The 26558-nt window shown below is 70.6% G+C and carries 28 protein-coding genes and 1 pseudogene; 20 read left to right on the forward strand and 9 right to left on the reverse strand.

Going from position 1 to position 26558, the window contains the following annotated elements; genetic code table 11:
* The first annotated feature begins 238 nt into the window (after positions 1-238).
* The 11 genes from ACI2L1_RS35210 to ACI2L1_RS35260 all read left to right on the forward strand — a co-directional run bounded on the left by ACI2L1_RS35210 (position 239) and on the right by ACI2L1_RS35260 (position 11491).
* The gene (locus tag ACI2L1_RS35210) at positions 239-1696 is read left to right on the forward strand and encodes an aldehyde dehydrogenase family protein (RefSeq protein WP_404743484.1); all 1458 of its coding nucleotides are present in this window, start codon (positions 239-241) and stop codon (positions 1694-1696) included.
* A 23-nt stretch (positions 1697-1719) separates the two neighbouring features.
* On the forward strand, positions 1720-3105 hold the full coding sequence (locus ACI2L1_RS35215) for an ABC transporter substrate-binding protein (RefSeq protein WP_404743485.1): 1386 nt from the start codon (positions 1720-1722) through the stop codon (positions 3103-3105).
* On the forward strand, positions 3106-5208 hold the full coding sequence (locus ACI2L1_RS35220; protein WP_404743486.1) for an ABC transporter permease: 2103 nt from the start codon (positions 3106-3108) through the stop codon (positions 5206-5208).
* A 4-nt stretch (positions 5209-5212) separates the two neighbouring features.
* Complete coding sequence (locus ACI2L1_RS35225; protein ID WP_404743487.1) at positions 5213-5899, forward strand: ABC transporter ATP-binding protein; 687 nt, start codon at positions 5213-5215, stop codon at positions 5897-5899.
* A complete protein-coding gene (locus ACI2L1_RS35230; RefSeq protein ID WP_404743488.1) occupies positions 5896-6603 on the forward strand; it encodes an ABC transporter ATP-binding protein in 708 nt (235 codons plus the stop codon). The genes ACI2L1_RS35225 and ACI2L1_RS35230 overlap by 4 nt, the downstream gene beginning before the upstream one ends.
* Positions 6600-7028, forward strand: coding sequence for a hypothetical protein (locus ACI2L1_RS35235; RefSeq protein WP_404743489.1), 429 nt, complete (start codon positions 6600-6602; stop codon positions 7026-7028). Before ACI2L1_RS35230 ends, ACI2L1_RS35235 begins: the two co-directional genes overlap by 4 nt.
* The gene (locus tag ACI2L1_RS35240; RefSeq protein WP_404743490.1) at positions 6994-7311 is read left to right on the forward strand and encodes a hypothetical protein; all 318 of its coding nucleotides are present in this window, start codon (positions 6994-6996) and stop codon (positions 7309-7311) included. Before ACI2L1_RS35235 ends, ACI2L1_RS35240 begins: the two co-directional genes overlap by 35 nt.
* A gap of 18 nt (positions 7312-7329) precedes the next feature.
* Positions 7330-8091, forward strand: coding sequence for an SDR family NAD(P)-dependent oxidoreductase (locus ACI2L1_RS35245; RefSeq protein WP_404743491.1), 762 nt, complete (start codon positions 7330-7332; stop codon positions 8089-8091).
* Positions 8091-9251 (forward strand): CaiB/BaiF CoA transferase family protein, encoded by a 1161-nt coding sequence (locus tag ACI2L1_RS35250; RefSeq protein WP_404743492.1) that lies wholly within the window; start codon positions 8091-8093, stop codon positions 9249-9251. Before ACI2L1_RS35245 ends, ACI2L1_RS35250 begins: the two co-directional genes overlap by 1 nt.
* Positions 9248-10048 carry an enoyl-CoA hydratase/isomerase family protein gene (locus ACI2L1_RS35255; RefSeq protein WP_404743493.1) on the forward strand — a complete coding sequence of 267 codons (801 nt, stop codon included), beginning with the start codon at positions 9248-9250 and terminating at the stop codon, positions 10046-10048. The genes ACI2L1_RS35250 and ACI2L1_RS35255 overlap by 4 nt, the downstream gene beginning before the upstream one ends.
* A gap of 294 nt (positions 10049-10342) precedes the next feature.
* Complete coding sequence (locus ACI2L1_RS35260; RefSeq protein WP_404743513.1) at positions 10343-11491, forward strand: acyl-CoA dehydrogenase family protein; 1149 nt, start codon at positions 10343-10345, stop codon at positions 11489-11491.
* 11 nt (positions 11492-11502) lie between these two features.
* On the opposite strand, the gene ACI2L1_RS35265 is transcribed toward ACI2L1_RS35260, so the two are convergent.
* Positions 11503-12522 (reverse strand): phosphotransferase family protein, encoded by a 1020-nt coding sequence (locus ACI2L1_RS35265; protein ID WP_404743494.1) that lies wholly within the window; start codon positions 12520-12522, stop codon positions 11503-11505.
* Positions 12519-13820, reverse strand: coding sequence for an acyl-CoA dehydrogenase family protein (locus ACI2L1_RS35270; protein ID WP_404743495.1), 1302 nt, complete (start codon positions 13818-13820; stop codon positions 12519-12521). Before ACI2L1_RS35270 ends, ACI2L1_RS35265 begins: the two co-directional genes overlap by 4 nt.
* Before the next feature lie 58 nt (positions 13821-13878).
* Between ACI2L1_RS35270 and ACI2L1_RS35275 the strand changes: the two genes are divergently transcribed.
* From ACI2L1_RS35275 to ACI2L1_RS35285, 3 genes are read left to right on the forward strand one after another with little or no spacing between them, the layout of a single operon-like run.
* Positions 13879-14514 (forward strand): TetR/AcrR family transcriptional regulator, encoded by a 636-nt coding sequence (locus tag ACI2L1_RS35275; protein WP_404743496.1) that lies wholly within the window; start codon positions 13879-13881, stop codon positions 14512-14514.
* A complete protein-coding gene (locus ACI2L1_RS35280) occupies positions 14511-14966 on the forward strand; it encodes a VOC family protein (protein ID WP_404743497.1) in 456 nt (151 codons plus the stop codon). Before ACI2L1_RS35275 ends, ACI2L1_RS35280 begins: the two co-directional genes overlap by 4 nt.
* On the forward strand, positions 14963-15790 hold the full coding sequence (locus ACI2L1_RS35285) for an SDR family oxidoreductase (protein WP_404743498.1): 828 nt from the start codon (positions 14963-14965) through the stop codon (positions 15788-15790). Before ACI2L1_RS35280 ends, ACI2L1_RS35285 begins: the two co-directional genes overlap by 4 nt.
* A gap of 9 nt (positions 15791-15799) precedes the next feature.
* Here ACI2L1_RS35285 and ACI2L1_RS35290 read toward each other — a convergent pair whose 3' ends face one another.
* Genes ACI2L1_RS35290 through ACI2L1_RS35305 form a run of 4 tightly spaced genes read right to left on the reverse strand, consistent with a single transcriptional unit; the run spans position 15800 to position 18553 of the window.
* Complete coding sequence (locus ACI2L1_RS35290; RefSeq protein ID WP_404743499.1) at positions 15800-16768, reverse strand: LLM class flavin-dependent oxidoreductase; 969 nt, start codon at positions 16766-16768, stop codon at positions 15800-15802.
* Complete coding sequence (locus ACI2L1_RS35295; RefSeq protein WP_404743500.1) at positions 16768-17076, reverse strand: DUF1330 domain-containing protein; 309 nt, start codon at positions 17074-17076, stop codon at positions 16768-16770. Before ACI2L1_RS35295 ends, ACI2L1_RS35290 begins: the two co-directional genes overlap by 1 nt.
* 11 nt (positions 17077-17087) lie before the next feature.
* On the reverse strand, positions 17088-17276 hold the full coding sequence (locus ACI2L1_RS35300; RefSeq protein WP_404743501.1) for a ferredoxin: 189 nt from the start codon (positions 17274-17276) through the stop codon (positions 17088-17090).
* Positions 17273-18553: a cytochrome P450 gene (locus tag ACI2L1_RS35305; protein ID WP_404743502.1), complete on the reverse strand. Its 1281-nt coding sequence runs from the start codon at positions 18551-18553 to the stop codon at positions 17273-17275. Before ACI2L1_RS35305 ends, ACI2L1_RS35300 begins: the two co-directional genes overlap by 4 nt.
* Before the next feature lie 158 nt (positions 18554-18711).
* On the opposite strand from ACI2L1_RS35305, the gene ACI2L1_RS35310 reads away from it, so the two are divergent.
* The 5 genes from ACI2L1_RS35310 (at position 18712) to ACI2L1_RS35330 (ending at position 22903) form a co-directional block, all read left to right on the forward strand.
* Positions 18712-19098 carry a carboxymuconolactone decarboxylase family protein gene (locus ACI2L1_RS35310; RefSeq protein WP_404743503.1) on the forward strand — a complete coding sequence of 129 codons (387 nt, stop codon included), beginning with the start codon at positions 18712-18714 and terminating at the stop codon, positions 19096-19098.
* Positions 19095-19943: an NAD(P)-dependent oxidoreductase gene (locus ACI2L1_RS35315; RefSeq protein WP_404743504.1), complete on the forward strand. Its 849-nt coding sequence runs from the start codon at positions 19095-19097 to the stop codon at positions 19941-19943. Before ACI2L1_RS35310 ends, ACI2L1_RS35315 begins: the two co-directional genes overlap by 4 nt.
* 88 nt (positions 19944-20031) lie before the next feature.
* Positions 20032-21300: an aromatic ring-hydroxylating dioxygenase subunit alpha gene (locus ACI2L1_RS35320; RefSeq protein ID WP_404743505.1), complete on the forward strand. Its 1269-nt coding sequence runs from the start codon at positions 20032-20034 to the stop codon at positions 21298-21300.
* A gap of 14 nt (positions 21301-21314) precedes the next feature.
* Positions 21315-21644 (forward strand): hypothetical protein, encoded by a 330-nt coding sequence (locus ACI2L1_RS35325; protein ID WP_404743506.1) that lies wholly within the window; start codon positions 21315-21317, stop codon positions 21642-21644.
* Complete coding sequence (locus tag ACI2L1_RS35330; protein WP_404743507.1) at positions 21644-22903, forward strand: amidohydrolase family protein; 1260 nt, start codon at positions 21644-21646, stop codon at positions 22901-22903. The genes ACI2L1_RS35325 and ACI2L1_RS35330 overlap by 1 nt, the downstream gene beginning before the upstream one ends.
* A 46-nt stretch (positions 22904-22949) precedes the next feature.
* On the opposite strand, the gene ACI2L1_RS35335 is transcribed toward ACI2L1_RS35330, so the two are convergent.
* Together ACI2L1_RS35335 and ACI2L1_RS35340 are read right to left on the reverse strand one after the other, a co-directional pair.
* Entirely contained in the window at positions 22950-23714 is a 765-nt protein-coding gene (locus ACI2L1_RS35335; protein ID WP_404743508.1) for an SDR family NAD(P)-dependent oxidoreductase, read from the reverse strand.
* 5 nt (positions 23715-23719) lie between these two features.
* Complete coding sequence (locus ACI2L1_RS35340) at positions 23720-25186, reverse strand: class I adenylate-forming enzyme family protein (protein WP_404743509.1); 1467 nt, start codon at positions 25184-25186, stop codon at positions 23720-23722.
* Between the two features lie 73 nt (positions 25187-25259).
* Here ACI2L1_RS35340 and ACI2L1_RS35345 point away from each other — a divergent pair, with 73 nt between their 5' ends.
* A complete protein-coding gene (locus tag ACI2L1_RS35345) occupies positions 25260-26426 on the forward strand; it encodes an acyl-CoA dehydrogenase family protein (RefSeq protein ID WP_404743510.1) in 1167 nt (388 codons plus the stop codon).
* Positions 26427-26448: 22 nt separating this feature from the next.
* Here ACI2L1_RS35345 and ACI2L1_RS35350 read toward each other — a convergent pair.
* A pseudogene (locus ACI2L1_RS35350) lies at positions 26449-26558 on the reverse strand (electron transfer flavoprotein subunit alpha/FixB family protein); the annotation flags it as partial.

A 26558-nucleotide genomic window follows, 5' to 3' on the forward strand; every position in this document is an offset into this window, starting at 1 on the left:
ACGGGTGGAAGGTTTTCACGCGGTCTCCCGGGCGTCAACCATCAGACGCGCGGCTTGCCGAAGTCCCCTGTCCGGCATGGCGATCGCGGTACCCCTGCGCTGACCGGGCACGATTCCTCCCGCTGCTGTGTGAATGCGTAATTCTCCTGCGCGAATGGTTGCTTCTCATCTGGCGAGAAGCTACTTTCCACCGCAGGCAGGACCGTGGCACGCAAGCACCCGGGAGAGATGGGGAGCCGTGAGTCTTTTCCATGAGGAACGGCTGTTGATCGACGGCGAGCTCGTCCACGCCGACCGCAGCTTCGAAACGATCGATCCGGCCACCGGAAAGGTGCTGGGCACGGCCTCCGACGCGGACACCGGGCATGTCGGGGCCGCCGTGGCGGCGGCCCGTAGGGCCTTCGACACGACCGACTGGATGCGCGACCGCGCGCTGCGACTGCGATGCCTGCGCCAGCTGTACGACGGACTGCACCGGCACCGCGAGGAGCTGCGGGACCTGACCATCGCCGAGGTCGGCGCCCCGCGCCAACTCACCCATGGCGCACAGCTCGACGAGCCGGTCGAGATGGTCAAGTACTACGCTGACCTGCTCGAACGCCACGAGTTCCGCGAGGACCTCGGCACCGTCGAGAGCCGGGGCCGGAGCCACCGCCGCTGGGTGGAGAAGGAGGCCGCCGGAGTCGTCGCCGCGATCGTGGCGTACAACTTCCCCAACCAACTGGCCCTCGCCAAGCTCGTCCCCGCGCTCGCCGCCGGCTGCACCGTGGTGCTCAAAGGCGCCCCGGACACCCCGTGGACGACGCTCGCGCTCGGCCGGATCATCGCCGAGGAGACCGACATCCCCGCGGGCGTGGTGAACGTCCTCACCTCCTCGGGACCGGAGACGGGCGAACTGCTCACCACCCACCCCGATGTCGACATGGTGACCTTCACCGGGTCCACCCCGGTCGGCCGGGCCATCATGGCGGCCGCCTCGGCCACCCTGAAGCGGGTGTTCCTGGAGCTCGGCGGCAAGTCCGCGATGATCGTCCTGGACGACGCCGACCTCAGGAACGCCGCGATGTTCGCCGCGTTCACCATCTGCTCCCACTCAGGCCAGGGCTGCGCCCTCACCTCCCGGCTCCTCGTCCGGCGCGACCAGCACGACGAGCTCGTCACCCTCGTCGCCGCCATGCTCGGCAAGGTCAGCTACGGCGACCCCACCGATCCGGGCACCCACATGGGCCCCCTGATCAGCGAGAAGCAGCGCACCAAGGTGCACGGCATGGTCGAGCGCGCGGTCGCCGACGGGGCCCGCCTGGTGACCGGCGGCAGGCCCGCCGAACGCGAGGGCTTCTTCTACGAGCCGACCCTGCTCACCGACGTCGATCCCGGCGCCGAGATCGCGCAGGAGGAGGTCTTCGGACCCGTCCTCGCGGTCATCCCCTACGACGACGAGGACGACGCCGTCCGGATCGCCAACGACTCGATGTACGGGCTGTCCGGCACCGTGATGGCCGCCACCGACGAACGGGCCGTCGCCGTGGCCCGCCGCGTCCGCAGCGGCACCTTCAGCATCAACGGGGGCAACTTCTTCGCGGCCGACGCCCCGTTCGGCGGGTTCAAGCAGTCCGGCATCGGCCGGGAGATGGGTGTGGCGGGTCTTGAGGAGTTCCTTGAGCTCAAGACCTTCGCCGTACCGGAGCAGCAGTGACCGCCCTCAGGAAGGGAACTCCCGTGAGAGTCCAGGCAATTCCCGCCGCCCTCGCGGCGGCCGCGCTGTTCGCCGTCGCCGGATGCGGCGGCCACGACGACACCGGTACGGCGTCCGACGACGGGTCGCCCACCGCGGCCGCCCAGCAGGCCGCGACCGCCGACTTCGGCGACCTGAAGAAGGTCTGCGGCCCCGGCACCGCCAAGACGGCGTCCGCGCAGGGCGTCACCGCCGACTCCATCGAGCTCGGGGTGTTCTCCGACGTCGGCTTCACCAAGAAGTCCGAATTCGTGGACGCCGCCGAGGTGTTCACCTCCTGGTGCAACGCGGCCGGCGGCATCAACGGCCGCAAGCTCACCGCCACCACCCATGACACCAAGCTGATGGAGGTCCGCCAGCGGATGCTGGAGGCCTGCAAGGAGGACTTCGCCCTCGTCGGCGGCGGCGCGGCCCTCGACGCACTCGGCGTCAAGGACCGCCTGAACTGTCTGCTGCCCGACTTCCCGGCACAGGTGAGCCAGATCCAGAACAACGGCTCGGACCTCCAGCTCAACGCCACGGGCGGCGCGTCCTACAACCGCTACGCGGGGTACTACGACTGGCTGCTCAAGCAGGCCTACCCGGACTCGGCGAGCGCCATCGGCACCATCGGCGGCGACGTCCCGGTCACCAAGGTCATCAACGCCGAGTCGCAGGAGGGCCTCAAGGCCGCCGGAGCGAAGATCGTCTACAAGGATCTGTATCCGGCCCAGGGCGTCTCCGACTGGACACCGTACGCCCAGTCCATCAAGAGCAAGGGCGTCAAGGGCCTCGTCTTCAACGGCGACTTCGTCCAGCTGTCCAAGCTGGAACAGGTGCTGACCGGCATGGACTACAAGCTCGACTGGATCGACGCCAACAACAACGCCTACGGTCCTGCCTTCCTCCAACTCGCGGGCAGGTCCCTGGACTTCCAGAACAACCTCGCCGACCTCAGCGGGGTGTACCCGCTGGAGAAGGCCGCCGACAACCCGGCGACCCGGCAACTCGTCGACCTGTTCAAGAAGTACGCCCCGAAGGCCCAGGTCACCCTCCCCGCGGTCCGCGGCTTCGCGGCCTGGCTGCTGTTCGCCAAGTCGGCCACGGCCTGCGGCGACGACCTCACCCGCAAGTGCGTCTACGAGACCGCCCGCAAGGAGAGCGGGTGGACCGGCGGCGGTCTGCTCGCCCCCGTCGACCTGTCCACCTCGGACGCCCCCCTGAGCTGCTTCAACGTGGAGAAGGCCACATCCAAGGGGTGGGTCCCGGCCGACTTCGCGCCCAACGACGGCGCTTACCGGTGCGACGAGCCCGCGTACGAGTTCAAGGGGAACTACGGCAAGCCGCTCACCCTCGCCGACGTGGGCAAATCCCTGAGCGATGTGAAATAGATGGAGCAGTTCCTCACCTTCGGGATCGTCGGCCTGAGCACCGCAGCCATCTACGCGGTGATCGGCAGCGGACTGGTGCTCACCTACGTCACCACCGGCGTGTTCAACTTCGCGCACGGGGCGGCGGGCATGCTGGCGGCGTTCTGCTACTGGCAGTTCACCGTCGGCTGGGGCTGGCCGGTCCCGGTGGCCCTCGCGCTGGTGCTGCTGGTGCTCGCACCGGGCTTCGGGCTCGCCGTGGAACGGGTCCTGATGCGGCCCGTGCAGCACCTCGGCGAGGCCGAACGGCTGGTGATGACGGTGGCGCTGCTCAGTGGCGCAATCGCCGCCGCCCGCTGGATCTGGGACCCCAACGTCCCCCGCCCGCTGGACACCTTCTTCGCCGACCGGCGGCCCTTCCACCTGGGCCCGGCCACCGTCACCTGGCACCAGGCCCTCACCATGACCGTGGCCCTCGCGGTCGCCGCCGCGCTGTGGTTCCTGCTGAACCGTACCCGCACCGGCACCGAGATGCGGGCCACCGTCGACGACCCCGCACTCGCCCGGCTCACCGGCGCCGACCCCGCCCGGGCCGGACGCACCGCGTGGATCCTCGGCACCCAACTCGCCGCGATCGGCGGCATCCTGATCGCCCCGACCGTCGCCCTGGACGCCTCCCAGCTCTCCCTCCTGATCGTCAGCGCCTACACCGCGGCCGTCTTCGGCCGACTGCGCAGCCTGCCCCTCACCTTCCTGGGCGCGGTCGTCGTCGGCTGCGTGGAGAGCTACCTCACCGGCTACCTCCCGCAGAACGACTACCTCCCCGGGCTGCGTCTCGCCGCCCCCGCCCTGCTGCTCTTCCTGACCCTGCTGGTCTTCCGCCACCCTCGACTGCGGGGCAGGGAACGGCGGTTGGTCCGCGTCCCGGCTCCCTCGCTCAGGGGAACGGCCGTGTTCGCGGCCGCCACCGTCGGTTTCGCGCTCGTCCTGGCCACCGTCCTCGGCGAGGCCGACCTCGTCACCTACGGCCCGATCTTCTCCCTCGGCATCGTCGCCCTGTCGTACGTCCCGCTCGCCGGGTACGCCGGACAGATCTCGCTGTGCCAGCTGAGCATGGCGGGCATCGGCGCGGTCGTGTGGGGACACCTGGGCGCACACGGCCAACTCTGGGCGCTGGCCGCCGCGATCGCCGTCTCGGCCGCCGCCGGCGCCCTGGTCGCCGTACCCGCGCTGCGTTTCTCGGGCGTCTATCTGGCCCTCGGCACGGCCGCGTTCGCGGTCGTCCTCGACCGGTGGATCTTCACCCTGCCGTCGTTCGACGTCCTGGGTGTGCGGATCGCGCTCTTCGACCAGGGCTCGGTGGACATGGCCGGACCCGACGTGTTCGGTCTACGGCTGGACGCCGCGGCCGAGTTGACCGTCCTCGCCGCGGTCCTCCTCGGACTCTCCTCCCTCGCCGTCGCGTGGCTGCGGCGCAGCGGATTCGGCCGGCGGCTGATCGCGCTCAGGGACAGCGAGGCGGCGTACGCCACCCTCGGCGGCAACCTCCTGGTGGCCAAGGTGCTGGTCTTCGCCCTGTCGGCCGGGATCGCGGGGCTCGGCGGAGCCCTCTACGGGATGCAGCAACAGGCCGTCACCGCTGAGCAGTTCAGCCTCGTCGCCGGGCTGCCGATCTTCCTCGTCGCGGTGATCGGCGGCCTGGGAGCGGTCGGCAACGGGCTGTTCGCCGGCACGGCCTTCGTCGGCCCCAACATCCTCATCGGGCTCGCGTCCTGGACCCAGAACATCGTCAGCGTCCTGCCCGCGCTGGCCGGGATGGGCCTGGGCCACAGCCCGCAGGGCCTCATCTCCCGGTTCCGGAGCCAGTGGGAGCCTCTCGGCCGCGACCGGATCGCCCTGCCCGCCCTGCTCGGCGTCCTCGCGCTGGGCTGGGTCCTGCGACTGACCGACGTGATCAACGGCTGGACGCTGCTGCTGGGTTCCCTGGTCGTCGCGTACGCCCTCCGTGCCTACGCGTCCCGGCCTCAGGACGAGCCGGACGTACCGGTGGAGTGGTGGGGCATACGGCGTCCCTGGCGCCCCCAGGACGGGGAGGTGCTGGCCCGTGGCACTGCTGGAGGTTAGCGGAGTGACTGTCGCCTTCGGCGGCAACCGTGCCCTCGACGGGGTCGGACTGAGCGCCGAGCGCGGCCGGGTCACCGGGCTCATCGGGCCCAACGGGGCGGGAAAATCAACACTGTTCGATGTGGTGTCCGGGCTGCGCAGGCCCTCGGCCGGACGCGTCGTCCTCGGCGGCAGAGACGTCACCCGGTTCGGCCCGGCCCGCCGCTCACGGCACGGGCTGGCCCGAACCTTCCAACGCCTGGAACTCTTCGGCCGGTTGAGCGTCCGCGACAACCTGCTCGTCGCCGCCGAACTCGGCCCCGAGCGGCGCCGGGCCGCCGACGTCACCGATGAACTGCTCGGAAGGCTCGGCCTGACCGGCATCGCCGAGTCGAGCGCCGACACGCTGCCCACCGGAGTCGCCCGCCTCGTCGAGGTCGGCCGCGCCCTCGCCGTACGCCCCGGTCTGCTGCTCCTCGACGAACCCGCGGCCGGACAGGACGGCGAGGAGACCGAGCGGTTCGCGGCCCTGCTGCGCTCGCTCGCCGACGACGGGACGGCCGTCGTCCTCGTCGAACACGACATGGGCCTGGTGATGAGCGTGTGCGACGAGGTGTACGTCCTCGACCTCGGCAAGGTCATAGCCGTGGGCCCGCCCGACGTGATCCGCGCCGACGAGACGGTCCTGGCCGCCTACCTGGGGGACGCGTGAACCCACTGCTCGCACTGCGCGACATACGGGCCGCCCACGACGGGATCACCGTCGTGCACGGCGTCGACCTCGATGTCCGCGCGGGCCGGGTCGTCGCGCTGCTCGGCCCGAACGGCGCGGGAAAGACCACGGTGTTGAGGGTCGCGGCCGGCCTCCACCCCGCACAGTCCGGACGGCTGCTCCTCGGCGGCCGGGACGTGACCGGCGCCGACCCGAGCGACCTCGCCCGCGCCGGAGTCTGCCTGATCCCCGAGGGACGCGGGGTGTTCCCCAACCTGTCGGTCCGGGACAACCTCCTGATGATGACCTTCACGGGCCGCAGCCGCGCGGAGATCGAGGAGATCGCCTACACCCGCTTCCCCGTACTGGCCCAGCGCTCCTTGCAGGCGGCCGGAACCCTCTCCGGCGGCGAGCAGCAGATGCTGGCCCTCGCCCGCGGACTGGCCACCGACCCCGCCGTACTGCTCCTCGACGAACTGTCCATGGGCCTCGCCCCGTTGGTCGTCGCGAAGCTGTACGAGCAGGTCGCCGAGATCGCTCGGCAGGGCGTGGCCGTCCTTGTCGTGGAGCAGTTCGCGGCCGCCGTCCTCGGCATCGCCGACCACGCGGCCGTCCTCGTCCGGGGCAGGGTCGAGCGGCAGGGCCACCCCGACGGCGGCCTGCGCGATGAACTGTCCGCCCTCTATCTGGGGAGTTCCGCATGACATCCATGTCCGGTGAGACGCGGGCCGACCGCTTCGTCCGAGAGCTGTCCGAGCTCAGGATCCCCGACCCGGCCGCCGCCCGCACGACCCTCTGGCTGCGCCTCGGCGCCACCCTGATGGTCCTCGGCCTGGCCCTCGCCGCCTCGGCCTACCTCGTCACCCACACCACCCAGAACCCCCTCGACCAGCGCGACGGACTCGCCCTCGGCCTCGGCGGGATCGCCGCGACCGTCGTCGGCGCGGCGCTCTTCCTGCGCTATTCGCTCACCGGATTCCTGCGGTTCTGGATGGCCCGCCAGTCCTACGACCTCGCCGTGCTCGCCGACCGCCTGAGCGCTGTGCCTTCCCGGGGGACCACCCCCGGACCCCCTGCCGGAAAGGACCTGAACCATGACCTCGCCAGCACCGACCCTGCGACCCGGTGACCAGCTCGCCGGCACCGTCTGCACCACCCGCGTGGTCGTCGTCCGGGCCCCCGCCGACCGCACCCCTGCCCTGACCTGCTGCGGCAGCCCGATGATCCCCGCGACCGGCGCCCCCGCGGTACCCGCCACGGGAGCCGAACCGGTCACCCTCCTCGGCAAGCGGTACGTCGACGCCGCCGACACCCTCGAAGTGCTGTGCACCAGCGCCGGGGCGGGCGAACTCGCCTGCGACGGCGTCCCGATGACGCTCAAGGCGGCCAGGCCGCTGCCCGCCTCCGACTGAACGACGGTGAAGGACGACATGATCAACGGGTTGTTCGACCTGACCGGCCGCTCGGCGCTGGTCACCGGAGCCGCGGGCGGCATCGGGGCCGCCGTCGCCCACGCACTCGCCGACTCCGGCGCGGCCGTCCTGGTCACGGACGTGGACGGCACGGCAGCCGAGGCCGTCGCCGAGAAGATCGCGGCGTCCGGCGGTACGGCGGACAGCGCACCGCTGGACGTACGGGACCGGTCGGCCGCGGACGCCGCCGTGGCGAAGGCCGCCGCACTCGCCGACGGCACCCTGCACATCCTGGTGAACAACGCCGGAGTCACCGCACCGGCCATGTTCCCGGACCTCGACGAGGACACCTTCCGCAAACTGCTCGACATCCACGTCCTGGGCACCTTCACCTGCTCCCAGGCCGCGCTCCCGCTCCTGCCCACCGACGGCACGGGACGCATCATCAACGTCACCTCGTCCGCCGGGCTCACCGGCACCCTCGGCCAGGTCAACTACTCCGCCGCCAAGGCCGCCGTCATCGGCATGACGAAGTCCCTGGCCCGCGAACTCGCCCGCAGGCAGATCAAGGTCAACGCCCTCGCCCCGCTGGCCGCCACCCCGATGACCGAGACCATCCGCACGAACGAGAAGTTCGCCGCGACCATGCTCGCCCGCATCCCCCTAGGCCGCTGGGCCGAGCCCGAGGAGGTCGCCGGCGCCTTCGTGTTCCTCGCCTCCGACGCGGCATCCTTCGTCACCGGCCAGGTGCTGCCGGTCGACGGCGGCCTGGTGATCTGATGGGACCACTGGACGGCGTCACCGTCGTCGCCCTGGAGCAGGCCGTCTCCGCCCCCCTGTGCACCCGGGCCCTGTCCGACCTGGGCGCCAGGGTCATCAAGGTGGAGAACCCGGCCGGCGGCGACTCCGCTCGCTACATCGACGACGTGGTCGGCGGGGTCTCCGCCCACTTCGTGTGGGTGAACCGCGGCAAGGAATCCGTCACCCTCGACCTCAAGACCGAGGCGGGTCTGCGCACCCTGCACCGCCTCCTCGACCGTGCCGACGTCCTCGTCTCCAACCTCACCCCCGGCACCACCGCCAAGCTCGGCATCGCCCCCGACGACCTGGCCACCAGCCACCCCGACCTCATCGCGGTGGAGATCGACGGCTACGGGCAGGGCGGCCCGCTCTCCCACAAACGGGCCTACGACCTTCTCGTCCAGGCCGAGTCCGGCGCCTGCGCGATCACCGGAACGCCGGGCGCGCCCGCCAAGCCCGGGCCGCCGATGGCCGACGCGAGCACCGGACTGTACGCGGCGCTGTCGATCGTGGCCCTGCTGTACTCCGGTGAGCGACGGTCTGTCACGGTCAGCCTCTTCGACACGATGACCGAGCTGATGGGCTACGCCCTCAACTACACCCGGCACACCGGAGTCGACCAACAGCCACGCGGCATGGGCTCCCCGGCCGTGGCCCCGTACGGCGCCTACCGCACCGCCGACCGCCGGACCGTCGTGCTCGGCACCACCAACGACCGCGAATGGCAGCGCCTGGCACGGGAGTTGCTGGGGCGTCCGGACCTCGCGGACGACCAACGCCTGCGCACCAACCCCGGCCGGGTCGAGCACCGCGACCTGCTGGACACGGAGCTCGCCGCCTGGTGCGCGCGGCACGAACTGGCGTACATCCAAAGGCGCGCGGACGAGGCAGGCATCGGCAACGCCCGCTACAACACCCCCAGCGACGTCCTCGCCCACCCGCACCTCGCGGCCCGCGACCGCTGGCGCGACATCGACACACCCGCGGGACCGGTCCCGGCGCTGCTGCCGCCCCCGGTCATCTCCGGATACGACCCACCGATGGGCGCGGTCCCCGCGCTCGGTGCGCACACCGACCGGGTGCTGGCTGAACTGGGCCTGACCGACGAGGAGTTGCGCGCACTGCGGAGGGACGTGTGACCGTCCTGCTGTCGAGTGACGCCGGTGGCGTACGGACCCTGACGCTGAACCGCCCGCACCGCAGGAACGCGGTCGACCCCGAGCTCTGGGAGGCGCTGCGCGAGGCCCTCGCGGCGGCGGCCCGTGACCGTGCCGTCCGGGCGCTCGTCCTGACCGGCGCGGGAGGAGCCTTCTGCTCGGGCGCCGACCTCAGGGCGGGAGACCGGCGGCACCCCCTGGACAAGGTGCGCGACCTGAACGAGGTCGCCGTCCTCCTGCACGAACTCCCACTGCCCACCGTCGCCAAGGTGACCGGCGTGGCCGTCGGCGCGGGCTGGAACCTGGCCCTCGGCTGCGACCTGGTCGTGGCCACCCCCGAGGCCCGCTTCTCGCAGATCTTCGCGCGCCGAGGGCTCTCCCCGGACTGCGGCGGCACCTGGCTGCTGCCGAGGCTCGTCGGACTCCAACAGGCCAAGCGACTCGCCCTGTTGGCCGAGATGATCGACGCCGAGGAGGCGCGGTCCCTGAACCTGGTCACCTGGGTGGTGGCGGCCGAGCGGATCGACGACTTCGTCACGGACCTGGGGGAGCGGCTGGCATCCGGTCCGCCCGTCGCCCTCGCCCAGACCAAGGCGCTCCTCAACGAGGCCACGAGCAGCAGCCTGTACGCCGCACTCGCCTCGGAGGCTCGCGCCCAGGCGGCCAACTTCGCCACCACCGACGCCCAGGAGGCCTATGCGGCCTTCGCCGAGAAGCGCGAGCCCCACTTCACCGGCCGCTGGTACCGATCCCCGTCCCCGGAGGACCCTCATGCGTGAAGCGGTGATCGTCACTCCGCCGAGAGGATCGTGCAGAAGTGGGGGCTCTCACGCACCCGGCTGGACGAGTACGCGGCCCTCTCCCACGAGCGGGCGGCCGCGGCGCAGGACGCCGGCGCCTTCGAGGTGCAGCGCGGGCATCGCCCCCCAGATCTCCGACGGCGCGGCCGCCCTGCTGGTCACGACTCCCGCGCCAGCACAGCAGCTGGAGCTCACACCGCTGGTCCGGTACCGCGAAGGCGGCGGCACGGCCAACGCCACGCTCGTCGAACTCGCCTACTGAAGGGGCTCACCGTGCGCCGAGAGGTCTTCGCGTCCGACCATGAGGAATTCCGCAAACTGGTCCGGGAGTTCGTGGCGAAGGAGGTCGTCCCGCACTACGCCGACTGGGAGAAGGCGGGCCGACTGCCCAGATCCCTCTTCGAACAGCTGGGCTCCCTGGGCCTGTTGGGCATGTCGATCCCCGAGGAGTACGGAGGCACGGGCCTCGACGACTACCGCTACAACGTCGTCCTCCAGGAGGAGTCCGCCCGCGCCCTGGTCACCCTCGGCACGGTCCGCACCCAACTCGACGTGGTGCTGCCCTACTTCCTCGCCTACGCCGACCCGGCACAGCGTCGGCGCTGGTTCCCCGGACTCGCCGCCGGCACGCTGCTGACCGCGATCGCCATGACAGAGCCCGGCACCGGCTCCGACCTCGCCGGCATCCGCACCACCGCCGTCCGCGACGGGGACAGCTACGTCCTGAACGGTGCCAAGACCTTCATCACCGGCGGCCTCCTCGCCGACCTGGTGATCGTGGTCGCCCGCACCGCCACCGACCCCGACGACCGGCGCGCGGGCCTGACCCTGCTGGTGGTCGAGGACGGCATGCCCGGGTTCACCCGTGGGCGCGTCCTCGACAAGATGGGCATCAAGGTCCAGGACACCGTCGAGCTGGCCTTCGACGACGTACGTGTGCCGGTGACCAACCGGCTGGGGGAGGAGGGCGCCGCCTTCCGCTACCTCGGCCACAACCTCCCGCAGGAGCGGATGACGGTCGCCGTCGGCTCGGTGGCGCAGGCGAGGGCCGCGCTCGACACGACCGTCGCCTATGTGAAGGAGCGCCAGGTCTTCGGGAAGTCGGTCGCCTCGTTCCAGAACACCAAGTTCGAACTCGCCGCCGTCGCCGTGGAGATCGAGGCCGCCCAGGCCATGCTCGACCGGGCGGTCCTCTCCCTGGTCGACGGCGAACTGTCCGGCACCGACGCCGCGAAGGTGAAGCTGTTCTGCACGGAGATGCAGGCACGGGCCGTCGACCGGTGCCTGCAACTCTTCGGTGGATACGGCTATATGACGGAGTATCCGATCTCCCGCCTCTACACCGACGCCCGTATCACCCGCATCTACGCCGGCACGAGCGAGGTCATGAAGGTCATCATCGCGAAGTCGCTGGGGCTGTGAGGCCCTGAGACCTACGCCCCGTACCGCGTCGTCGCCGCCAGCTCCGCCGCGCTCTTCATGAGGTCGAGCACCATCGGGCCGAAGGCCTGCAACTTCTCGTTGTCACCGGCCCGTTGGAAGCCCTGTTCGAGGACGACACCCAGCTTCCACTGGGCGAGGACGTCGTAGTAGTCCATGTCGTCGACCTGGCGGCCCGACACCGAGGCGTAGTGCTGGATCAGTTCGGACCGCGAGGGCATGCCGGTCAGGTCGACGTACAGGGCGGTCGCCGCCTCGGGGGCGCTGGTGTCCTCGGGCCAGCCGCGGAGCATCCAGGCGAGGTCCAGCTTGGGGTCGCCGACCGTGCCCATCTCCCAGTCGACGATCGCGGCGAGCCGGGCCGGGGCGCCGTTGCGGAACATGACGTTGGCGAACTGGTAGTCGCCGTGCATCAGGCCGGGAACGTAGTCGAGCGGCTTGTGGGCGCGCAGCCACGCGGCGGCTTCGTCGAATCCGGGCAGCTCGCGGCCCTTCACCCGCTCCAAGTACCGCGTCCAGCGGTCCACTTGGCGCTCGTGGAAGCCGTCGGGGCGGCCCAGGTCGTCGAGGCCCTTCGCCCGCCAGTCCACCTTGGACAGCAGCGCGATGCCCTCCGCGAGCCGGTACCCGAGCCCCGCCCGCGCCGACAGGTCCGTGTCGAAGGGGGCCGCCCAGCCCCGTACACCCATCGGTGACCAGCCGTCGACGAACTCCATCAGATAGAAGGTCCGGCCCAGAACGGCGGGGTCCGTGCAGACGGCGACCGCCTCGGTGTGCGGGACATCCGTGCCGTTCAGCGCCTCGATGATCCGCCACTCCCGCAGGATCCCCTCGTCCCGGGCGGCCGGAGCGGCGGCCGGCGGGATGCGCAGGGCGCAGTGGAGGTCGCCGCGACGGATCTCGTAGATCTCGTTCTGCGCCCCGCCGGAGACATACCGGTGCTCGATCGGCTCGCCCTTGCCGGGCAGTCCGGACTGGTCCAGCCACCTGGCCAGTCGCTCGATGTCGATCATCGGGCCTCCGTCCCGGACTCCAGGAACTCGGCGTACTTGGCGCGCGCCGCCGCGACCCGTTTCGGCAGATAGGCGCTGGGCCACAGGTCCTCGCTCGGCTTGTGGTCGCGCAGCACCTGGCGGGCGACCGTCACCTTGTGGACCTCGGTGGGGCCGTCGGCGATCCCCAGGACGCTCGCGCCGAGCAGCATCCGGAACAGCGGCATGTCGCCGCTCACGCCGAGTGCCCCGTGGACCTGGATGGCCCGGTGGGCGATGTCGTGCAGCACCGTGGGCAGTTGGGTCTTGATCATCGCGATGTCCTTGCGGACCTTGCGGTAGTCGTTGTACTTGTCGATCTTCCAGGCGGTGTGCAGAACGGCCAGTCGGAACTGGGTGAGCTGCGCGTACGAGTCGGCTATGTGCCCCTGCACGAACTGCTTGTCGGCGAGGCGCTCGCCCTGTGTCCGCCGGCTCAGCGCCCGCTCGCACATCATGTCGAAGGCCTTGCCCGCCAGGCCGATGGTCCGCATGGCGTGGTGGATCCGGCCGCCCCCGAGCCGCGTCTGGGCGATCACGAAGGCCTGGCCCTCGCCGCCGAGCAGCGCGTCCGCCGGGACCCGTACGTCGTCGTAGTGGACGAGCGCGTGCGAACCCCGCTCCTCCGGCTCACCGGCCAGGGCCACATTGCGCTCGATGACGATGCCGGGCGCGTCGGCGGGGACCAGGAACATCGACATGCTCTTGTACGGGTCGCCGTCCGGGTCGGTCACCGCCATGACGATGAAGAAGGCGGCGGTCCTGGCGTTGGAGGAGAAGTACTTCCAGCCGTTGAGCACCCAGTGGTCCCCGTCCCGCACGGCCCGGGTCGTGAACTCCTTGGGGTCGGCGCCCGCCTGGGGCTCGGTCATCGAGTAGCAGGAGAAGATCTCGCCGTCGAGCAGCGGGCGCAGATAGCGGTCCTTCTGCCCCTGGGTGCCGTAGTGGGCGAGGATCTCGGCGTTGCCCGTGTCCGGGGCCTGGCAGCCGAACACGATCGGGGCCCAGGAGGAGCGCCCCAGGATCTCGTTGAGCAGGCACAACTTGACCTGCCCGTGGCCCTCACCGCCGAGCTCGGGGCCGAGGTGGGTGGCCCACAGGCCATGGGAGCGGACCTCCTTCTTCAGGGGGTCGAGGACACGACGGAGGTTCTCGTCGGGCGGGGTGAACTGAAGGCCGTCCCACAGCAGGTCGAGAGGCTCGATCTCCTCGCGGACGAACCGGGCCGCCCAGTCCAGCTGTGCCTGGTAGTCCGGGTCTGTTTCGAAGTCCCACGGCATTGTGTCTCCTTCCGGCGACTGCCAGAATAGCGTTCTCATGAACGAGAACACAATTCCCATGTCGCGGAGTGACGTTGCCGACCGGATCGCGCAACGCGCGCTGGCGAGCCGGGAAGCCCAGTACACGACCGAGGTACGGGCTCTTCTCGACGCCGCGCGTGAGGTGATGCGGCGCTGCGGCACCACGTCACGGCCGCGCGTCGCCGACATCGTGGCGGTGGCCGGACTGTCCAACGAGGCGTTCTACCGGCACTTCAGGTCCAAGGACGCCCTGGTCGCCGCGATCATGGAGGACGGCGCCGGGCAGCTGTGCGGCTACCTCACCCACCAGATGGCCAAGGAGCCCGCGCCGCAGGACAAGGTGCGCCGCTGGGTCGAGGGCGTGCTGTCCCAGGCCATGGACGAGGAGACCGCGGCGACCACCCTCGCCGTGATGTGGAACGCCGGCAGCGTCACCGAGGGTTTCCTCGCGGGACCCCCGTCGGCCACGGGCATGCTGGCACGGCTGCTGCACGAGTCGTACGCCGAACTCGGCAGCGCCGACCCGGAGTTGGACGCGTCCCTGGCCGCCCACGCCACCGTGGGCCGGCTCGCGGACCATCTGTGGCGTCGGGAGCGGCCCACGGCGGCCGACGTCGACCACATCACCCGTTTCTGTCTGCGCACGGTCCTGACCGAGGGAGCGTACGAGTGAAGCCAAGTGATCAGTTCCATGTGGGGATCGTCGTCGACGACCTCGCGGCGGCCGCCGCCGAGCTGACGGACCTCTTCGGCTACCAGTGGTGCGAGGGGATCGGCGCACCGGCCCGGGTGCTGCTGCCCGAGGGCGAGACCGTTCTCGACCTGCTGTCGGTGTACTCGATGTCCATCCCGCGAGTGGAACTCGTCCGGAGTGTCCCGGGCACCCTCTGGCAGCCCGCCGACTCGGGCGTCCACCACCTCGGCTACTGGTCGGACGACGTGGCCGCCGACTCCGCCGAACTCGCCGGTCGCGGCCACCCGTTGGAGGCCCAGGGCAGACGCCCCGACGGCACTCCCTACTGGGCCTTCCACCAGACGGTCGGCGGCCCGCGCATCGAGCTCGTGACCCGTGAACTCCAGCCGCTGCTGGAGCCGTACTGGACGACCGGCAGGAGGAACGGATGAGCACCGTGGGGATCGTCACCGGGGCGGGCCGGGGGATGGGACTGGAGTGCGCGCGGCGGCTGGCCGACGACGTGGAACGGCTGCTGCTGGTCGATCTCGACGAGGTGACGGTGCTCGCGACGGCGGCCCAACTGTCCGGCGCCGGACACCGGGCGGTCGTGGAACCGTTCGTCTCCGACATCACCGATGCCGACGGACTGACCCGACTCGCCGCCCGCGCGGGGGAGTTGGGATCACTGCGGGCCGTCGCCCACGCGGCGGGCATCTCGCCGACCATGGCCGACTGGCGGCGGATCCTGTCCGTCGACCTCGTCGGTACGGCCCTGCTGGCAGAGGCGCTGCGGCCGCTCGCCACACGGGGCACGGCCATGGTGTGCTTCGCCTCGATGGCGGCGATGTTCGGGGACTCCGCGCCGCAGCCCGCGGTCGAGGCGGCGTTGGCCGAGCCGCTCGACGCGCACTTCCTGGACCGTATGCGGGAGGCCGTCGGGCCGGGCATCGAGGACCCGGGCGTGGCGTACACCTGGGCCAAACGCGGGGTCCAGCGGCTCGTCCAGCGGGAGGCGGTGCGGGTCGGACCGGTGGGTGCGCGGGTGTGCTCGGTGTCGCCCGGGATCGTCGGGACCCCGCAGGGGCGGCAGGAGGCGGAGCATCACCCGTCGATGAAGAGCCTCGTGGAGTCGTCGGCGCTGGGGAGGGAAGGACGCCCCGAGGAACTGGCGGCCGTGGTGGCCTTCCTGCTGTCGGACGAGGCGTCCTTCCTCACCGGGGTCGACATCCTGGTGGACGGCGGGACACGAGCGGCGCTCGCGGCACGCTCATGAGGCCTGTGCTCAGGTGCGGTGCGCCGACACGAACGCCCGCAGTTCACGCCGTACATCCGGCCCGCTCGGCGTGTACACGACCTCCCGGAAGCCGAGGTCGCCGAGCCGATCGAGTTGATCGCCGACACACTTCGCATCGCCGACCATCGTCGTGACGTCGATGTGGTCGAGCAGCCGGCGGTCCCTTTCGGGCAGATGAGTGACATGGCCCTCGAAGGCGAGCAGATGCCGTTCGTCCTCCGGGGCCAGCTCCTCCACCGCCGCCCGCCACTCCTTGCCACCGGGCAGCGCGTCGACGGCTTCGGTGCCGCCCATGGCGTACGCGTTGTGCCAGTCCACCACCCGCCACGGCCCGACCGCCTCCCGCACCCGCGGGGACCCCGGGTCCTCACCGGAGTCGAGGACCGTGCCGGAGACGATGGTCGCCGTCGGCAGCGTGGCGTGCGGTGGCCCGACGATCCCGTCGGCCATCGACTCGGCCAGTGCGGCACCGCGGGGCCCGAACGCGCTGAGCCACAACGGAACCTGGACGGGTCGGGCGGCCGTCAGTCCGTCCGCGTGCAGCATGCGCGCCGGCCTGCCGTCGACCGTCACGGTCCGTCCGGCGAGCAGCCCCCGCAGAGCGGTCACATACGTGCCGAGCGCGTCCAGCCTCATGGGCCGCTGCCCCATCGCCAGCCGGGCCGTGAAGCCCGTACCGAAGCAGGCCCGGAAGCGGCCGTCGGACAGGCGGGCGATCGTGGCGACGGCGGACGCCATCGCCATCACCGACCGCTGCTGGGGGATCAGCACGGCGGTCGCCAGGCCGATACGGGTGGTGCGCCGGGCGGCCAGGGCGAGATGGACGAAGGGGTCCTCCCAGAGTGGCGCCGAGTCGTAGATCCAGACCCGGCTGTATCCCAACTCCTCGGCGAGTACGGCCAGTTCCGCGAAGTCCGGGCCCGGCGGCAGCCCGCAGGACAGCTCGACCGTGCCCATCAGCCGGCGGTGGGCATCTCGAAGCCGGCGACGATCACGCCGTTCGACTCGGCCGCCGCCAGCCGCAGCGGCTTGGCCTTCTGATACGACTCGGACTCGTACCAGGCCTTCGCCGCCGCCACGGACTCGAACTCAAGGACCACCGTCTGGGTCCCGTGCCACTCGCCCTCCAGGACCTCGGGCCCGGGGTCGACGACGAGTATCTTCGCGCCGCTCTCGGCCATCGAGGCCGCGGCGGCCTTTCCGTAGGCCGCCATGCCGGCGGGGTCCTTGATGGTCTCGGTGATGATGACGTAACCCTTGGGCATGACTCTCCTGGTCAGCTGACGGTGATGGCCCGCTCGGGGCACATCGCGGCGGCGGTGCGCACCGCGTTCTCGTGCTCGGACGGTATGTCGGGCGTGTCGACCACGGCGTAGCCGTCGTCGCCCAGGTCGAAGACCTCCGGGCAGTAGGTGCAGCACACACCGTGCCCCCGGCAGCGCTCGTCGTCCACGCTCACCTTCATCCGGCAGTGCTCCACTCCAGGTCGAGGTGGGTCAGACCGCGCAGGATGAACGTCGGGACGTACTGGAACCGGCGGGCGTCGGCGGGCCCGTGCGCGGACTCGGAGATCCGGATGTCCGTCGTACGGTCCAGAATGCGCTCGATGCTCACGCGGGCCTCGGCGCGGGCCAGCGGCGCCCCCGGGCAGGTGTGCACCCCTCGGCCGAAGGCGAGATGGCGGCGGACGTTCGCGCGGCGCACGTCGAAGGTGCCCGGGTCCTCGAACTGGCGCGGATCTCGGTTGGCGGCGCCGTTCAGCACCATCAGCGTGGTCCCGGCGGGGATGTCCACCCCGCCCACCGTGGTCGGCACCTTCGACAGCCGGAAGTCGCCCTTGACCGGGCTCTCCGCGCGCAGCGCCTCCTCGATGAAGTTCGGTATGCGGTCCCGCTCGGCACGCAACAGCCGCTGCACGTCGGGCTGTTCGGCGATGATCCGCAGTGCGGTGCTCAGCAGCCGGACCGTGGTCTCCTGCCCGGCCGCGAAGAGGTTGGCGGCGACCCGTACGACATCGGCGACCTCGGGCGTGGAACCGTCGGGGAAGGTCGCGGTCGCGAGGCCCGTGAGGACGTCGGCGCGCGGTTCCCCGCGGCGTTCCTCGATGTACTCGGCGAAACGGCCGTAGAGGAACTCCAGCGGCGAGTGGTGCATGCTGTCGTCGCCGGTGCTTCCGACCCCGGCCTCGGTGCGGGGTCGGTTCTGGAGCCGGTCCATGAACTCCGCGCGGTCCTCCTCGGGCACGCCGAGCAGGTCGGCGATGACGAGCAGGGTGAACGGACCGGCGAACCCGCCGATGAACTCCCCCTCGCCCGGCGGGAGATACGTGTCCAGGAGGCCGTCGGCGAGATGCCACATCGACGCCTCGTTCTCCTTGAGGCGCTTCGGCGTGATCAGCCGCATCAGCAGGGCACGGTGATCCGTGTGCTTCGGCGGGTCCAGCGTGGGGAGTTGGTCGCTCATCGGGAGCCCGTCCCGGTGCTCCTCGATGAGCGCGCTCACGTCGTCGCCCTCAAGGGGGACCGGGAAGCCCGGGAAGGGTCCGCTGACCGACAGACAGGAGGAAAAGGCGTCGGTGTCGTTGTAGACCTGCACCGCCTCGTCGTACCCGGTCACCATCATCACGTCGTGGTGGTTCTCCCGTTGCACGGGGCACTGCCCGCGCAGGGCGTCGAAGTACGGATACGGGTCCGCGACGAGCCGTTCGTCCCGGAAGAAGTCGATGCTCTCGAAGTCGTCCACGATCTGCTGAGCTCCCTCCGCCGGCGCCCTGACGGGGTGCGACGGTAGCACAATTCTCCGTTCTCTGGAATCTTGGATGGACGTTTATGAGAGCGGCATTCTCGCTGCTTGGAGTGGAGGTCTCGCGAGGCCTTCCACCCGATCCCACTGGGAGATCCATGAAAGAGACCGAGGAGCTGCGCGCCGCGCGCGGCATGCGCCGGGCCGTGCTCGGCGACACCTACGTCGACGGCCAGAGCGCCGAACCCGACCCCGTCGCCGCCGAGTTCCAGGACTACCTCACCACCACGGCCTGGGGCGTCTGGGCCCGCGGCGGCGCCCTCAGCCCGCGCGACCGCAGTCTGCTGGTGCTCGCCATGACTGCCGCACTCGGGCGCATGGAGGAGTTCCGCCTCCACCTGGACGGCGCCCCGCGCATCGGCGTCACCGACGCCGAGGTCGACGAACTGCTCTTCCAGATCGCCGCGTACTGCGGCGCACCGGCCGGCAGCGCGGCCCGCCGCTCGGTGAAGGCCGTACGGGTGCAGCGGGAGGACGAACGGTGATCGGTTTCGTCGGACTGGGCAACATGGGCGCCGTCCTGGCCGCGAACCTCGTGGCGGCGGGCCACCCCGTGGTGACCCACGACGCCCTGGGCCCGGCGAGGTCTCCCGCCCCGGCGGTCCACGTCGACGACGTGGCCGAAGTCGCCCGCCGTGCCGAGGTGTTGGTGCTCAGCCTGCCGGACGGCACCGCCTCCGAACAGGTCGCCCGTGAGATCCTCGCCACCGAGAACCGCGGTGTCGGCTGTGTCGTCGACGCCTCGACGATCGGCCCGTCGGCGGCGCGGACGATCGCCGAACTGCTGGCGAAGGACGGCATCGGCTATGTCGACGCCCCGGTCTCCGGAGGGGTCGCCGGAGCCCGCGCCCGCACCCTCACCGTGATGTACGCGGGCACCGACGAGGCCTGTGCCCGGGCGGAGCCCGTCCTCGCGGGCCTGAGTGACCGCCGTCACCGGGTCGGCGACCGTCCCGGCATGGCCCAGGCCCTCAAGCTCGCCAACAACTTCCTGTCCGCCACCACCCTCGCCGCCACCAGCGAGGCCGTCGCCTTCGGGCTGGCCGCGGGCCTCGACCTGGCCACCATGCTCGACGTCCTGAACACCTCCAGCGGCCGCAGCGCCGCCACCGAGGACAAGTTCCCGCGCCATGTCCTCACCGGCCGCTATGCCGCCGGTTTCACCAACTCCCTGATGGCGAAGGACGTTCGGCTCTATCTGGACGAGGTGGAGGAGCAGGGCGGACCCGCGGTCGTGGGCCGTTCGGCGGCGGCCGTCTGGGAGGACTTCGCGACCGCCGAGCCCGGTGCGGACTTCACCCGGATCTTCCCCTTCACGGAGGGTTCTTGACGGCCGATCGCGAGCGAGAATAGCATTCTCATACGGAGAGACTGAGATTATCGCATCCTCCGTACAGCCGACTGGAGGACCAGACCCCATGGCGCACTTCAAGAAGCCCGATGAGGGCAGCTGGACCGAACACCTCAAGATCGACACCGAGCCGGTGTCCTACGAGGACTCCATCTCGCCCGCGCACTACGAGCTGGAGCGGGACGCCATCTTCCGGCGGACCTGGCTGAACGTGGGCCGCGTCGAGCAACTCCCCAAGCGGGGCAGCTTCTTCACCAAGGAGCTGGACGCGGCGGGTACCTCGGTGATCGTGGCGCGGGGCACGGACGACGAGGTGCGGGCCTTCCACAACGTGTGCCGGCACCGCGGCAACAAGCTGGTGTGGAACGACTTCCCGCGCCAGGAGACCAGCGGGGTGTGCCGCCAGTTCACCTGCAAGTACCACGCCTGGCGCTACGACCTGGAGGGCAAGCTCACCTTCGTCCAGCAGGAGCAGGAGTTCTTCGACCTCGACAAGTCGAAGTACGGCCTCAGTCACGTCCAGACGGAGGTCTGGGAGGGGTTCATCTTCGTGAACCTCGACTCCAACAACACCACTCCGCTCAGGGAGTTCCTCGGCGAGTTCGCGAAGGGTATCGAGGGCTACCCCTTCCACAAGATGACCCAGGCGCACAAGTACCGGGCCGAGATCGGCGCCAACTGGAAGCTCTTCATCGACGCGTTCGCCGAGTTCTACCACGCGCCGATCCTGCACGCCGGCCAGTACATGGCCGACGAGGCCCGCAAGATCCAGAAGTACGGCTACGAGGCCCTGCACTACGACATCGACGGCCCGCACAGCATGGTGTCCTCCTGGGGAGGCATCGCCCCGCCGCACGACCGCAAGATGGTCAAGCCCATCGAAGGCGCCCTGCGCAGCGGCCTGTTCGGCCCGTGGGAGTTCCCCGACATCGGCGTGGCCACCGAGGACCTGCCCCCGGCCGTCAATCCGACCCGCGACCCGCGCTGGGGCATGGACTCCTTCGTCTTCTTCCCCAACTTCATGCTGCTGATCTGGCGGCCGAACTGGGTGCTGACCTACCACTACTGGCCGACCGCCTACAACTCCCACATCTTCGAGGCAACCTGCTACTTCGTCCCGCCGGAGAACGCCTTCCAGCGCCTGCAGCAGGAGCTGGCCGTCGTCTCCTTCAAGGAGTACGGCCTCCAGGACGGCAACACCCTGGAGGCGACGCAGACCATGCTGGAGTCGCGCGCGGTCACGGAGTTCCCGCTCAACGACCAGGAAGTGCTCCTACGGCATCTGCACAGCACCGCACGCCAGTACGTCCGCGACCACGCGCAGCGCACGTCCTGATCCGAGGAGGACCCATGGCCACTGTGTTCCCACCCGAGTTCGCGGCCCTGGAGCCGTTCGCCGACTGGGCCGTCCCGACCGAGAAGGCCCGCTACGCCAAGCGGATCGCCTCCACCATGGACGAGCTCGACACCTTCTACAACACGGCGTTCCCGCTGCTGGCGAACGGCACCGAATACCTCCAGCAGGTCTCCATGGAGGGCATCTCCGACGAGGACAAACACCTGCTGTGGCTGTTCTGCGCCCTGGTGACCGTCGCCTTCCCCGTGGAGGCCTGGCGCCAGCCCAAGGTCCCCGACACGGGCGCGGCCGCCATCGACGCGGTCCTGGAACCGGCGATCTGATGCCACGGCCCCGCGAGCCCCGTCCGCCCGTCCATCTGCGCGCCGCCCGCATGCTCGACGTGGCAAAGGGTGAACTGGTCGAGCCCGGCGACCTGTTGATCCAGGACGAGCGCATCGTCGAGGTCGCCCCCGCGTCGGTCCCGTCCGACGCGGTGGTCGTCGACCTCGGCGACCTGACCCTCCTGCCCGGGCTGATGGACATGGAGGTCAACCTGCTGCTCGGCGGCCCCGACCACCGCAGCCCCCTCAACCCGGTCCAGGACGACCCGGCCGTGCGGACCCTGCGCGCGGTCGCCAACGCCCGCCGGACGCTGCGCGCGGGCTTCACGACCGTACGCAACCTGGGTCTGTTCGTGCAGACGGGCGGGCTGCTGTTGGACGTGGCGCTGCGCAAGGCCATCGACCTGGGCTGGATCGACGGACCGCGGGTGGTTCCCGCCGGCCACGCGATCACCCCGACCGGCGGTCATCTCGACCCCACCATGTTCCAGGCGTTCGCGCCGCACATCATGCCCCTCACCGTGGAGGAGGGGATCGCCAACGGGGTCGACGAGGTCCGCAAGGCCGTCCGCTACCAGATCAAGCACGGGGCCCGGGTCATCAAGGTCTGCGCGTCGAACGGCATCATGTCCCACACCGGGCCGGCCGGCGCCCAGCAGTACTCCGACGAGGAACTGCGGGCCATCGTCGACGAGGCCCACCGCGCCGGCCTCAAGGTCGCTGCCCACTGCATGGGCGACCGTACGATCCGCGCCGCCCTCGCCGCGGGCATCGACTGCATCGAGCACGGTTTCCTCGCGAGCGACGAGACCCTGGACCTGATGGTGGAACGGGGCACGTTCCTGGTGGCCACGACCTACATCGCCGACGGCATGGACGTCTCCAAGGCGGCCCCCGAACTCCAGGCCAAGGCGGCGGAGGTGTTCCCCCAGGCCAAGGCGACGATCCGGCGCGCGATCGAACGAGGAGTCCGAGTCGCCTGCGGCACGGACGCCCCGGCCATCCCGCACGGCCGCAACGCCCGCGAGCTGATCGCCCTGGTCGACCGGGGCATGACCCCCCTGGCCGCGATCCGAGCCGCCACGACGATAGCCGCCGACCTGATCGACACCGACGACCGAGGCCGCCTCGAACCAGGCCTGCTGGCCGACATCATCGCGGTCCCCGGTGACCCCCTCACGGACATCGGGGTGACGGAGGACGTGCGGTTCGTGATGAAGGGCGGACAGGTGTACCGGCACGAGCAGGCCGAGCGCTGAACACTCAAAGGGGCCCTCCGTCACGGAGAGCCCCTTTCTCATGCGTTCAGACCTTCCGGGTAATCCCCCCGTCCACCCGCACGATCGCCCCGGTCGTGAAGCTCGACGCCGCGCTCGCGAAGTGCAGGGCGAGGGGGGCCACGTCGGTCGGTTGGCCGAGGCGGCCCAGTGGGACGAAGGAGGCGTCGAAGTCCGCGGCGGCCCAGGCCTGGTGAGCGTCCGTCAGGACCGGGCCCGGGAGGATCGCGTTCACGCGGACCTTCGGGGCGTAGGCCTCCGCCAGGCCGACGGTCAGGGCGTTGAGGCCCGCCTTCGCGCAGGCGTACGGGAGTTCGTGGACGCTGGCGAGCAACGAGCCCGCGGTTCCTATGTTGATGATCGAGCCGCCCCCATGATCCGTCATGTGCTTCGCGGCGAGTACGGCCAGCCGGAACGGCCCCTTGAGGTTCACGGCGAGCGTCTTGTCGTAGAGCTCCTCGCTGACCGTGTCGAGGCTCTCGTACATCGGGGACATCCCCGCGTTGTTGACCAGGACGTCGAGACGCCCGTACTCGCGGAGCGTCTCGGCGACCAGCCGCTCGCAGTCGGACCACCGGCCGACATGGCAGGCGATCCCCACGGCCCGCCGCCCGGTCGACGCCCGGATCTCCCCGGCCGCCGCCTCGCACGCCTCGATCTTCCGCGAGGCCACCACCACATCGGCCCCGGCCTCCGCCAGCGTCTGCGCGATGGACCGGCCGATCCCGCGCGAACCGCCGGTGACCACCGCCACCCTGCCCGTCAGATCATGCAGCTCAACGAAGGAAGTCACCCGCGTCAGCCTTTCCGTGTCAGGTCGAGCAGCTGCCGGCGCAGCAGCTTTCCGGTGGGGGTGTACGGCAGTTCGGTGAGGAAGGTGACCGTGTCGGGTGTCCTGGAGCCCCGCAGCCGGGCGCGCACCCAGGCACGGAGGGTCTCTCCGTCCACTGAGGCCCGTTCGTGCACGACGACGAACGCGGCGATCCGCTCGCCCCACTCCTCGTCGGGCACCCCCACGACGGCCGCCTCGCGCACGGCGGTGTGCCGCAGCAGGACGTCCTCGATCTCGGCGGGAGCGATGTTCTCCCCGCCACGGATGATCGTGTCGTCCGCCCGCCCCACGATGAACAGATAGCCGTCGTCGTCGAAGTGGGCGAGATCGCGGGTGTGGAACCAGCCACCCGCGTCCAACAGGGCGTCGGCCCCCTGGTACTCCCCGGACACCTGCGGCCCGCGCACCCACAACTCACCGACCGCGCCCGGCGATCGGGCACCCCGGATCTGCGCCTCCACCCCGGGGACCATACGTCCGGCCGACCCCATCCGGGCCCGAACCGCCGGGTCGTCCGACGCGAACGCCGCCCGGTGGTCCTCCGGGCCGAGGAGCGCGATCGTGGAACTGGTCTCGGTGAGGCCGTACGCATTGGTGAACCCGGTGTCGGGAAAGGCGCGCAGGGCCGCCTCCAGAACCGTGTGCGGCATCCGGGCCCCGCCGTACGCCAACGCCCGCAGCGTCGGCACCTCGGCCGGGCGGCCCTCCAGGTGCTCCACGATCCGGGCCAGCATGGTCGGCACGACCATGGCGGACGTGATCCGCTCGGCCCGCACCAACTCCAGCCACGCACCAGGCTCGAAGGCCCCCAGATGCACCATCCGGCGCCCGGCGTACAGGTTGCTGAGCACCGACCCGACGCCCGCCACGTGATACGGCGGCACGCTGGTGAGCACCGCGTCCTCCGGTCCCGCCGAGGCGAACTCGACGGTCTGGAGGACATAACTGGTCAGGTGCCGATGCCTCAGCACGGCCGCCTTGGGCGCCGCCGTCGTCCCGCTGGTGAAGAGCAGCACCGCCGGATCGTCCGCGGAGCCCTCCAGGCCGGTCGCCGGTTCGACGGACAGGGCCTCCTTCAGCAGTGCCTCAGTGGTCCGCGCTTCCGTGAAGGCTCCGGCGAAGGCATCGTCTGCGACCACCAGCGGCCTCTCGACATGACCGAGCAGATCCGTCAACGCCTTCGCCGACAGCCGGTAGTTGACCGGCACCAGCGGTACACCGGCCAGTGCCGCACCGAACAACATCACGGGAAAGGCTGGCCCGTTGAGTCCAGCGAACACCAACTCCCGTGCACCGGCTGTGTGGACGACGGCCGCGACACCGGCAGCGGCCCGGCGCAGTTGGGCGCAGGTCGTTCCGGAACCTCGGCGGCCGATCGCCACCCGGTCGGGATCACCGGCCACGGCCATGTCGAGCAGCGTCGCGATGTTCAAGACGGTCTTCCTCTCTCGGCAGGCGCAAACGCTATTCTACGTACAGGGAAACCGCATTCTCCAGGGAGTCGCCGTGGATTTCGAGTTGACCGAGCAGCAGGAGGACATCCGCGAGGGCGTCCGCGAACTGGCAGTCTCCTTCGGCCCCGAGTACTGGGCGGACCGGGACGAACGCGCCGAGTTCCCCTGGAGTTTCTACGACGCCTTCGCCAAGGCCGGCTGGCTCGGCATCGCCGTCCCCGAGGAGTACGGCGGCGGGGGACTGGGCGTGCTGGAGGCATCGCTGCTGCTCGAAGAGGTGGCCGCCTCAGGGGCCGGCATGAACGGGTGCAGCACCATGCACCTGACCATCTTCGGCCTCAACGTCCTCGCCCGGCACGGCAGCGAACAACTCCGCCGCGAGGTCCTCCCGCACGCCGCCTCCGGCGACCTGCACGTCTGCTTCGGTGTCACCGAACCCGATGCCGGCACCGACACCACCAGCATCTCCACCTTCGCCCGCCGCGACGGCGACCACTACGTCATCGACGGCCGCAAGATCTGGATCACCAAGGCCGGGGACTCGCAGAAAATGGTGCTCCTCGCCCGCACAACCCCACGCGACGAGGTGGACAAGCCCACCAAGGGGATCTCCGTCTTTCTGGTCGACGTCGACCGCACCGCCATGGACATCCGCCCGATCCCCAAGATGGGCCGCAACGCGGTCGCCTCCAACGAGATCTTCATCGACGGCCTGCGCGTCCCGGCCAGTGCCCGGATCGGCGAGGAGGGCGAGGGTTTCCGGTATCTGCTCGACGGCCTCAACCCCGAGCGCATCCTGCTCGCCCACGAGGCCCTCGGACTCGGCCGGGCCGCTCTCGACGCGGCAACCCGCTACGCCCGCGACCGGGTCGTCTTCGGCCGCCCCATCGGCCAGAACCAGGGCATCGCCTTCCCCCTCGCCGAGGCCCTGACCCGGCTCGACGCGGCCCGCCTCATGGCCCGCAACGCCGCCTGGCGCTACGACCGGGGTCTGGAGTGCGGACGCGAGGCCAACATGGCCAAGTACCTCTGCGCGGACGCCGGTTTCCAGGCCGCGGACCGGGCCGTGCAGACACTGGGCGGCATGGGATACGCCCGCGAGTACCACGTCGAGCGGTACTTCCGGGAGTCCCGGTTGCTCAGGCTCGCCCCGATCAGCCAGGAGATGGTCCTCAACTACGTGTCCCAGCACGTGCTGAGGCTGCCCAGGTCGTACTGAACCGGGCAGCCCCTCAACGCGCTCATCCCTTGCGGGAGTTGATCTCCTCGGTGAGGGCGGGGACGACGTCGAAGAGGTCGCCGACGACGCCGTAGTCGGCCAGGTCGAAGATCGGGGCCTCGGCGTCCTTGT

It is taken from the genome of Streptomyces sp. NPDC019531 (assembly GCF_044903305.1).
Classification (GTDB): Bacteria; Actinomycetota; Actinomycetes; order Streptomycetales; family Streptomycetaceae; genus Streptomyces.

Excerpts from the sequence above, each read along its gene's own strand:
- ACI2L1_RS35220 (WP_404743486.1), top strand. The coding sequence starts at position 3,106 with ATGGAGCAGTTCCTCACCTTCGGGATCGTCGGCCTGAGCACCGCAGCC.
- ACI2L1_RS35235 (WP_404743489.1), top strand. The coding sequence starts at position 6,600 with ATGACATCCATGTCCGGTGAGACGCGGGCCGACCGCTTCGTCCGAGAG.
- ACI2L1_RS35240 (WP_404743490.1), top strand. The coding sequence starts at position 6,994 with ATGACCTCGCCAGCACCGACCCTGCGACCCGGTGACCAGCTCGCCGGC.
- ACI2L1_RS35245 (WP_404743491.1), top strand. The coding sequence starts at position 7,330 with ATGATCAACGGGTTGTTCGACCTGACCGGCCGCTCGGCGCTGGTCACC.
- ACI2L1_RS35250 (WP_404743492.1), top strand. The coding sequence starts at position 8,091 with ATGGGACCACTGGACGGCGTCACCGTCGTCGCCCTGGAGCAGGCCGTC.
- ACI2L1_RS35265 (WP_404743494.1), bottom strand. The coding sequence starts at position 12,522 with ATGATCGACATCGAGCGACTGGCCAGGTGGCTGGACCAGTCCGGACTG.
- ACI2L1_RS35270 (WP_404743495.1), bottom strand. The coding sequence starts at position 13,820 with ATGCCGTGGGACTTCGAAACAGACCCGGACTACCAGGCACAGCTGGAC.
- ACI2L1_RS35275 (WP_404743496.1), top strand. The coding sequence starts at position 13,879 with ATGTCGCGGAGTGACGTTGCCGACCGGATCGCGCAACGCGCGCTGGCG.
- ACI2L1_RS35285 (WP_404743498.1), top strand. The coding sequence starts at position 14,963 with ATGAGCACCGTGGGGATCGTCACCGGGGCGGGCCGGGGGATGGGACTG.
- ACI2L1_RS35290 (WP_404743499.1), bottom strand. The coding sequence starts at position 16,768 with ATGGGCACGGTCGAGCTGTCCTGCGGGCTGCCGCCGGGCCCGGACTTC.
- ACI2L1_RS35295 (WP_404743500.1), bottom strand. The coding sequence starts at position 17,076 with ATGCCCAAGGGTTACGTCATCATCACCGAGACCATCAAGGACCCCGCC.
- ACI2L1_RS35300 (WP_404743501.1), bottom strand. The coding sequence starts at position 17,276 with ATGAAGGTGAGCGTGGACGACGAGCGCTGCCGGGGGCACGGTGTGTGC.
- ACI2L1_RS35310 (WP_404743503.1), top strand. The coding sequence starts at position 18,712 with ATGAAAGAGACCGAGGAGCTGCGCGCCGCGCGCGGCATGCGCCGGGCC.
- ACI2L1_RS35320 (WP_404743505.1), top strand. The coding sequence starts at position 20,032 with ATGGCGCACTTCAAGAAGCCCGATGAGGGCAGCTGGACCGAACACCTC.
- ACI2L1_RS35325 (WP_404743506.1), top strand. The coding sequence starts at position 21,315 with ATGGCCACTGTGTTCCCACCCGAGTTCGCGGCCCTGGAGCCGTTCGCC.
- ACI2L1_RS35330 (WP_404743507.1), top strand. The coding sequence starts at position 21,644 with ATGCCACGGCCCCGCGAGCCCCGTCCGCCCGTCCATCTGCGCGCCGCC.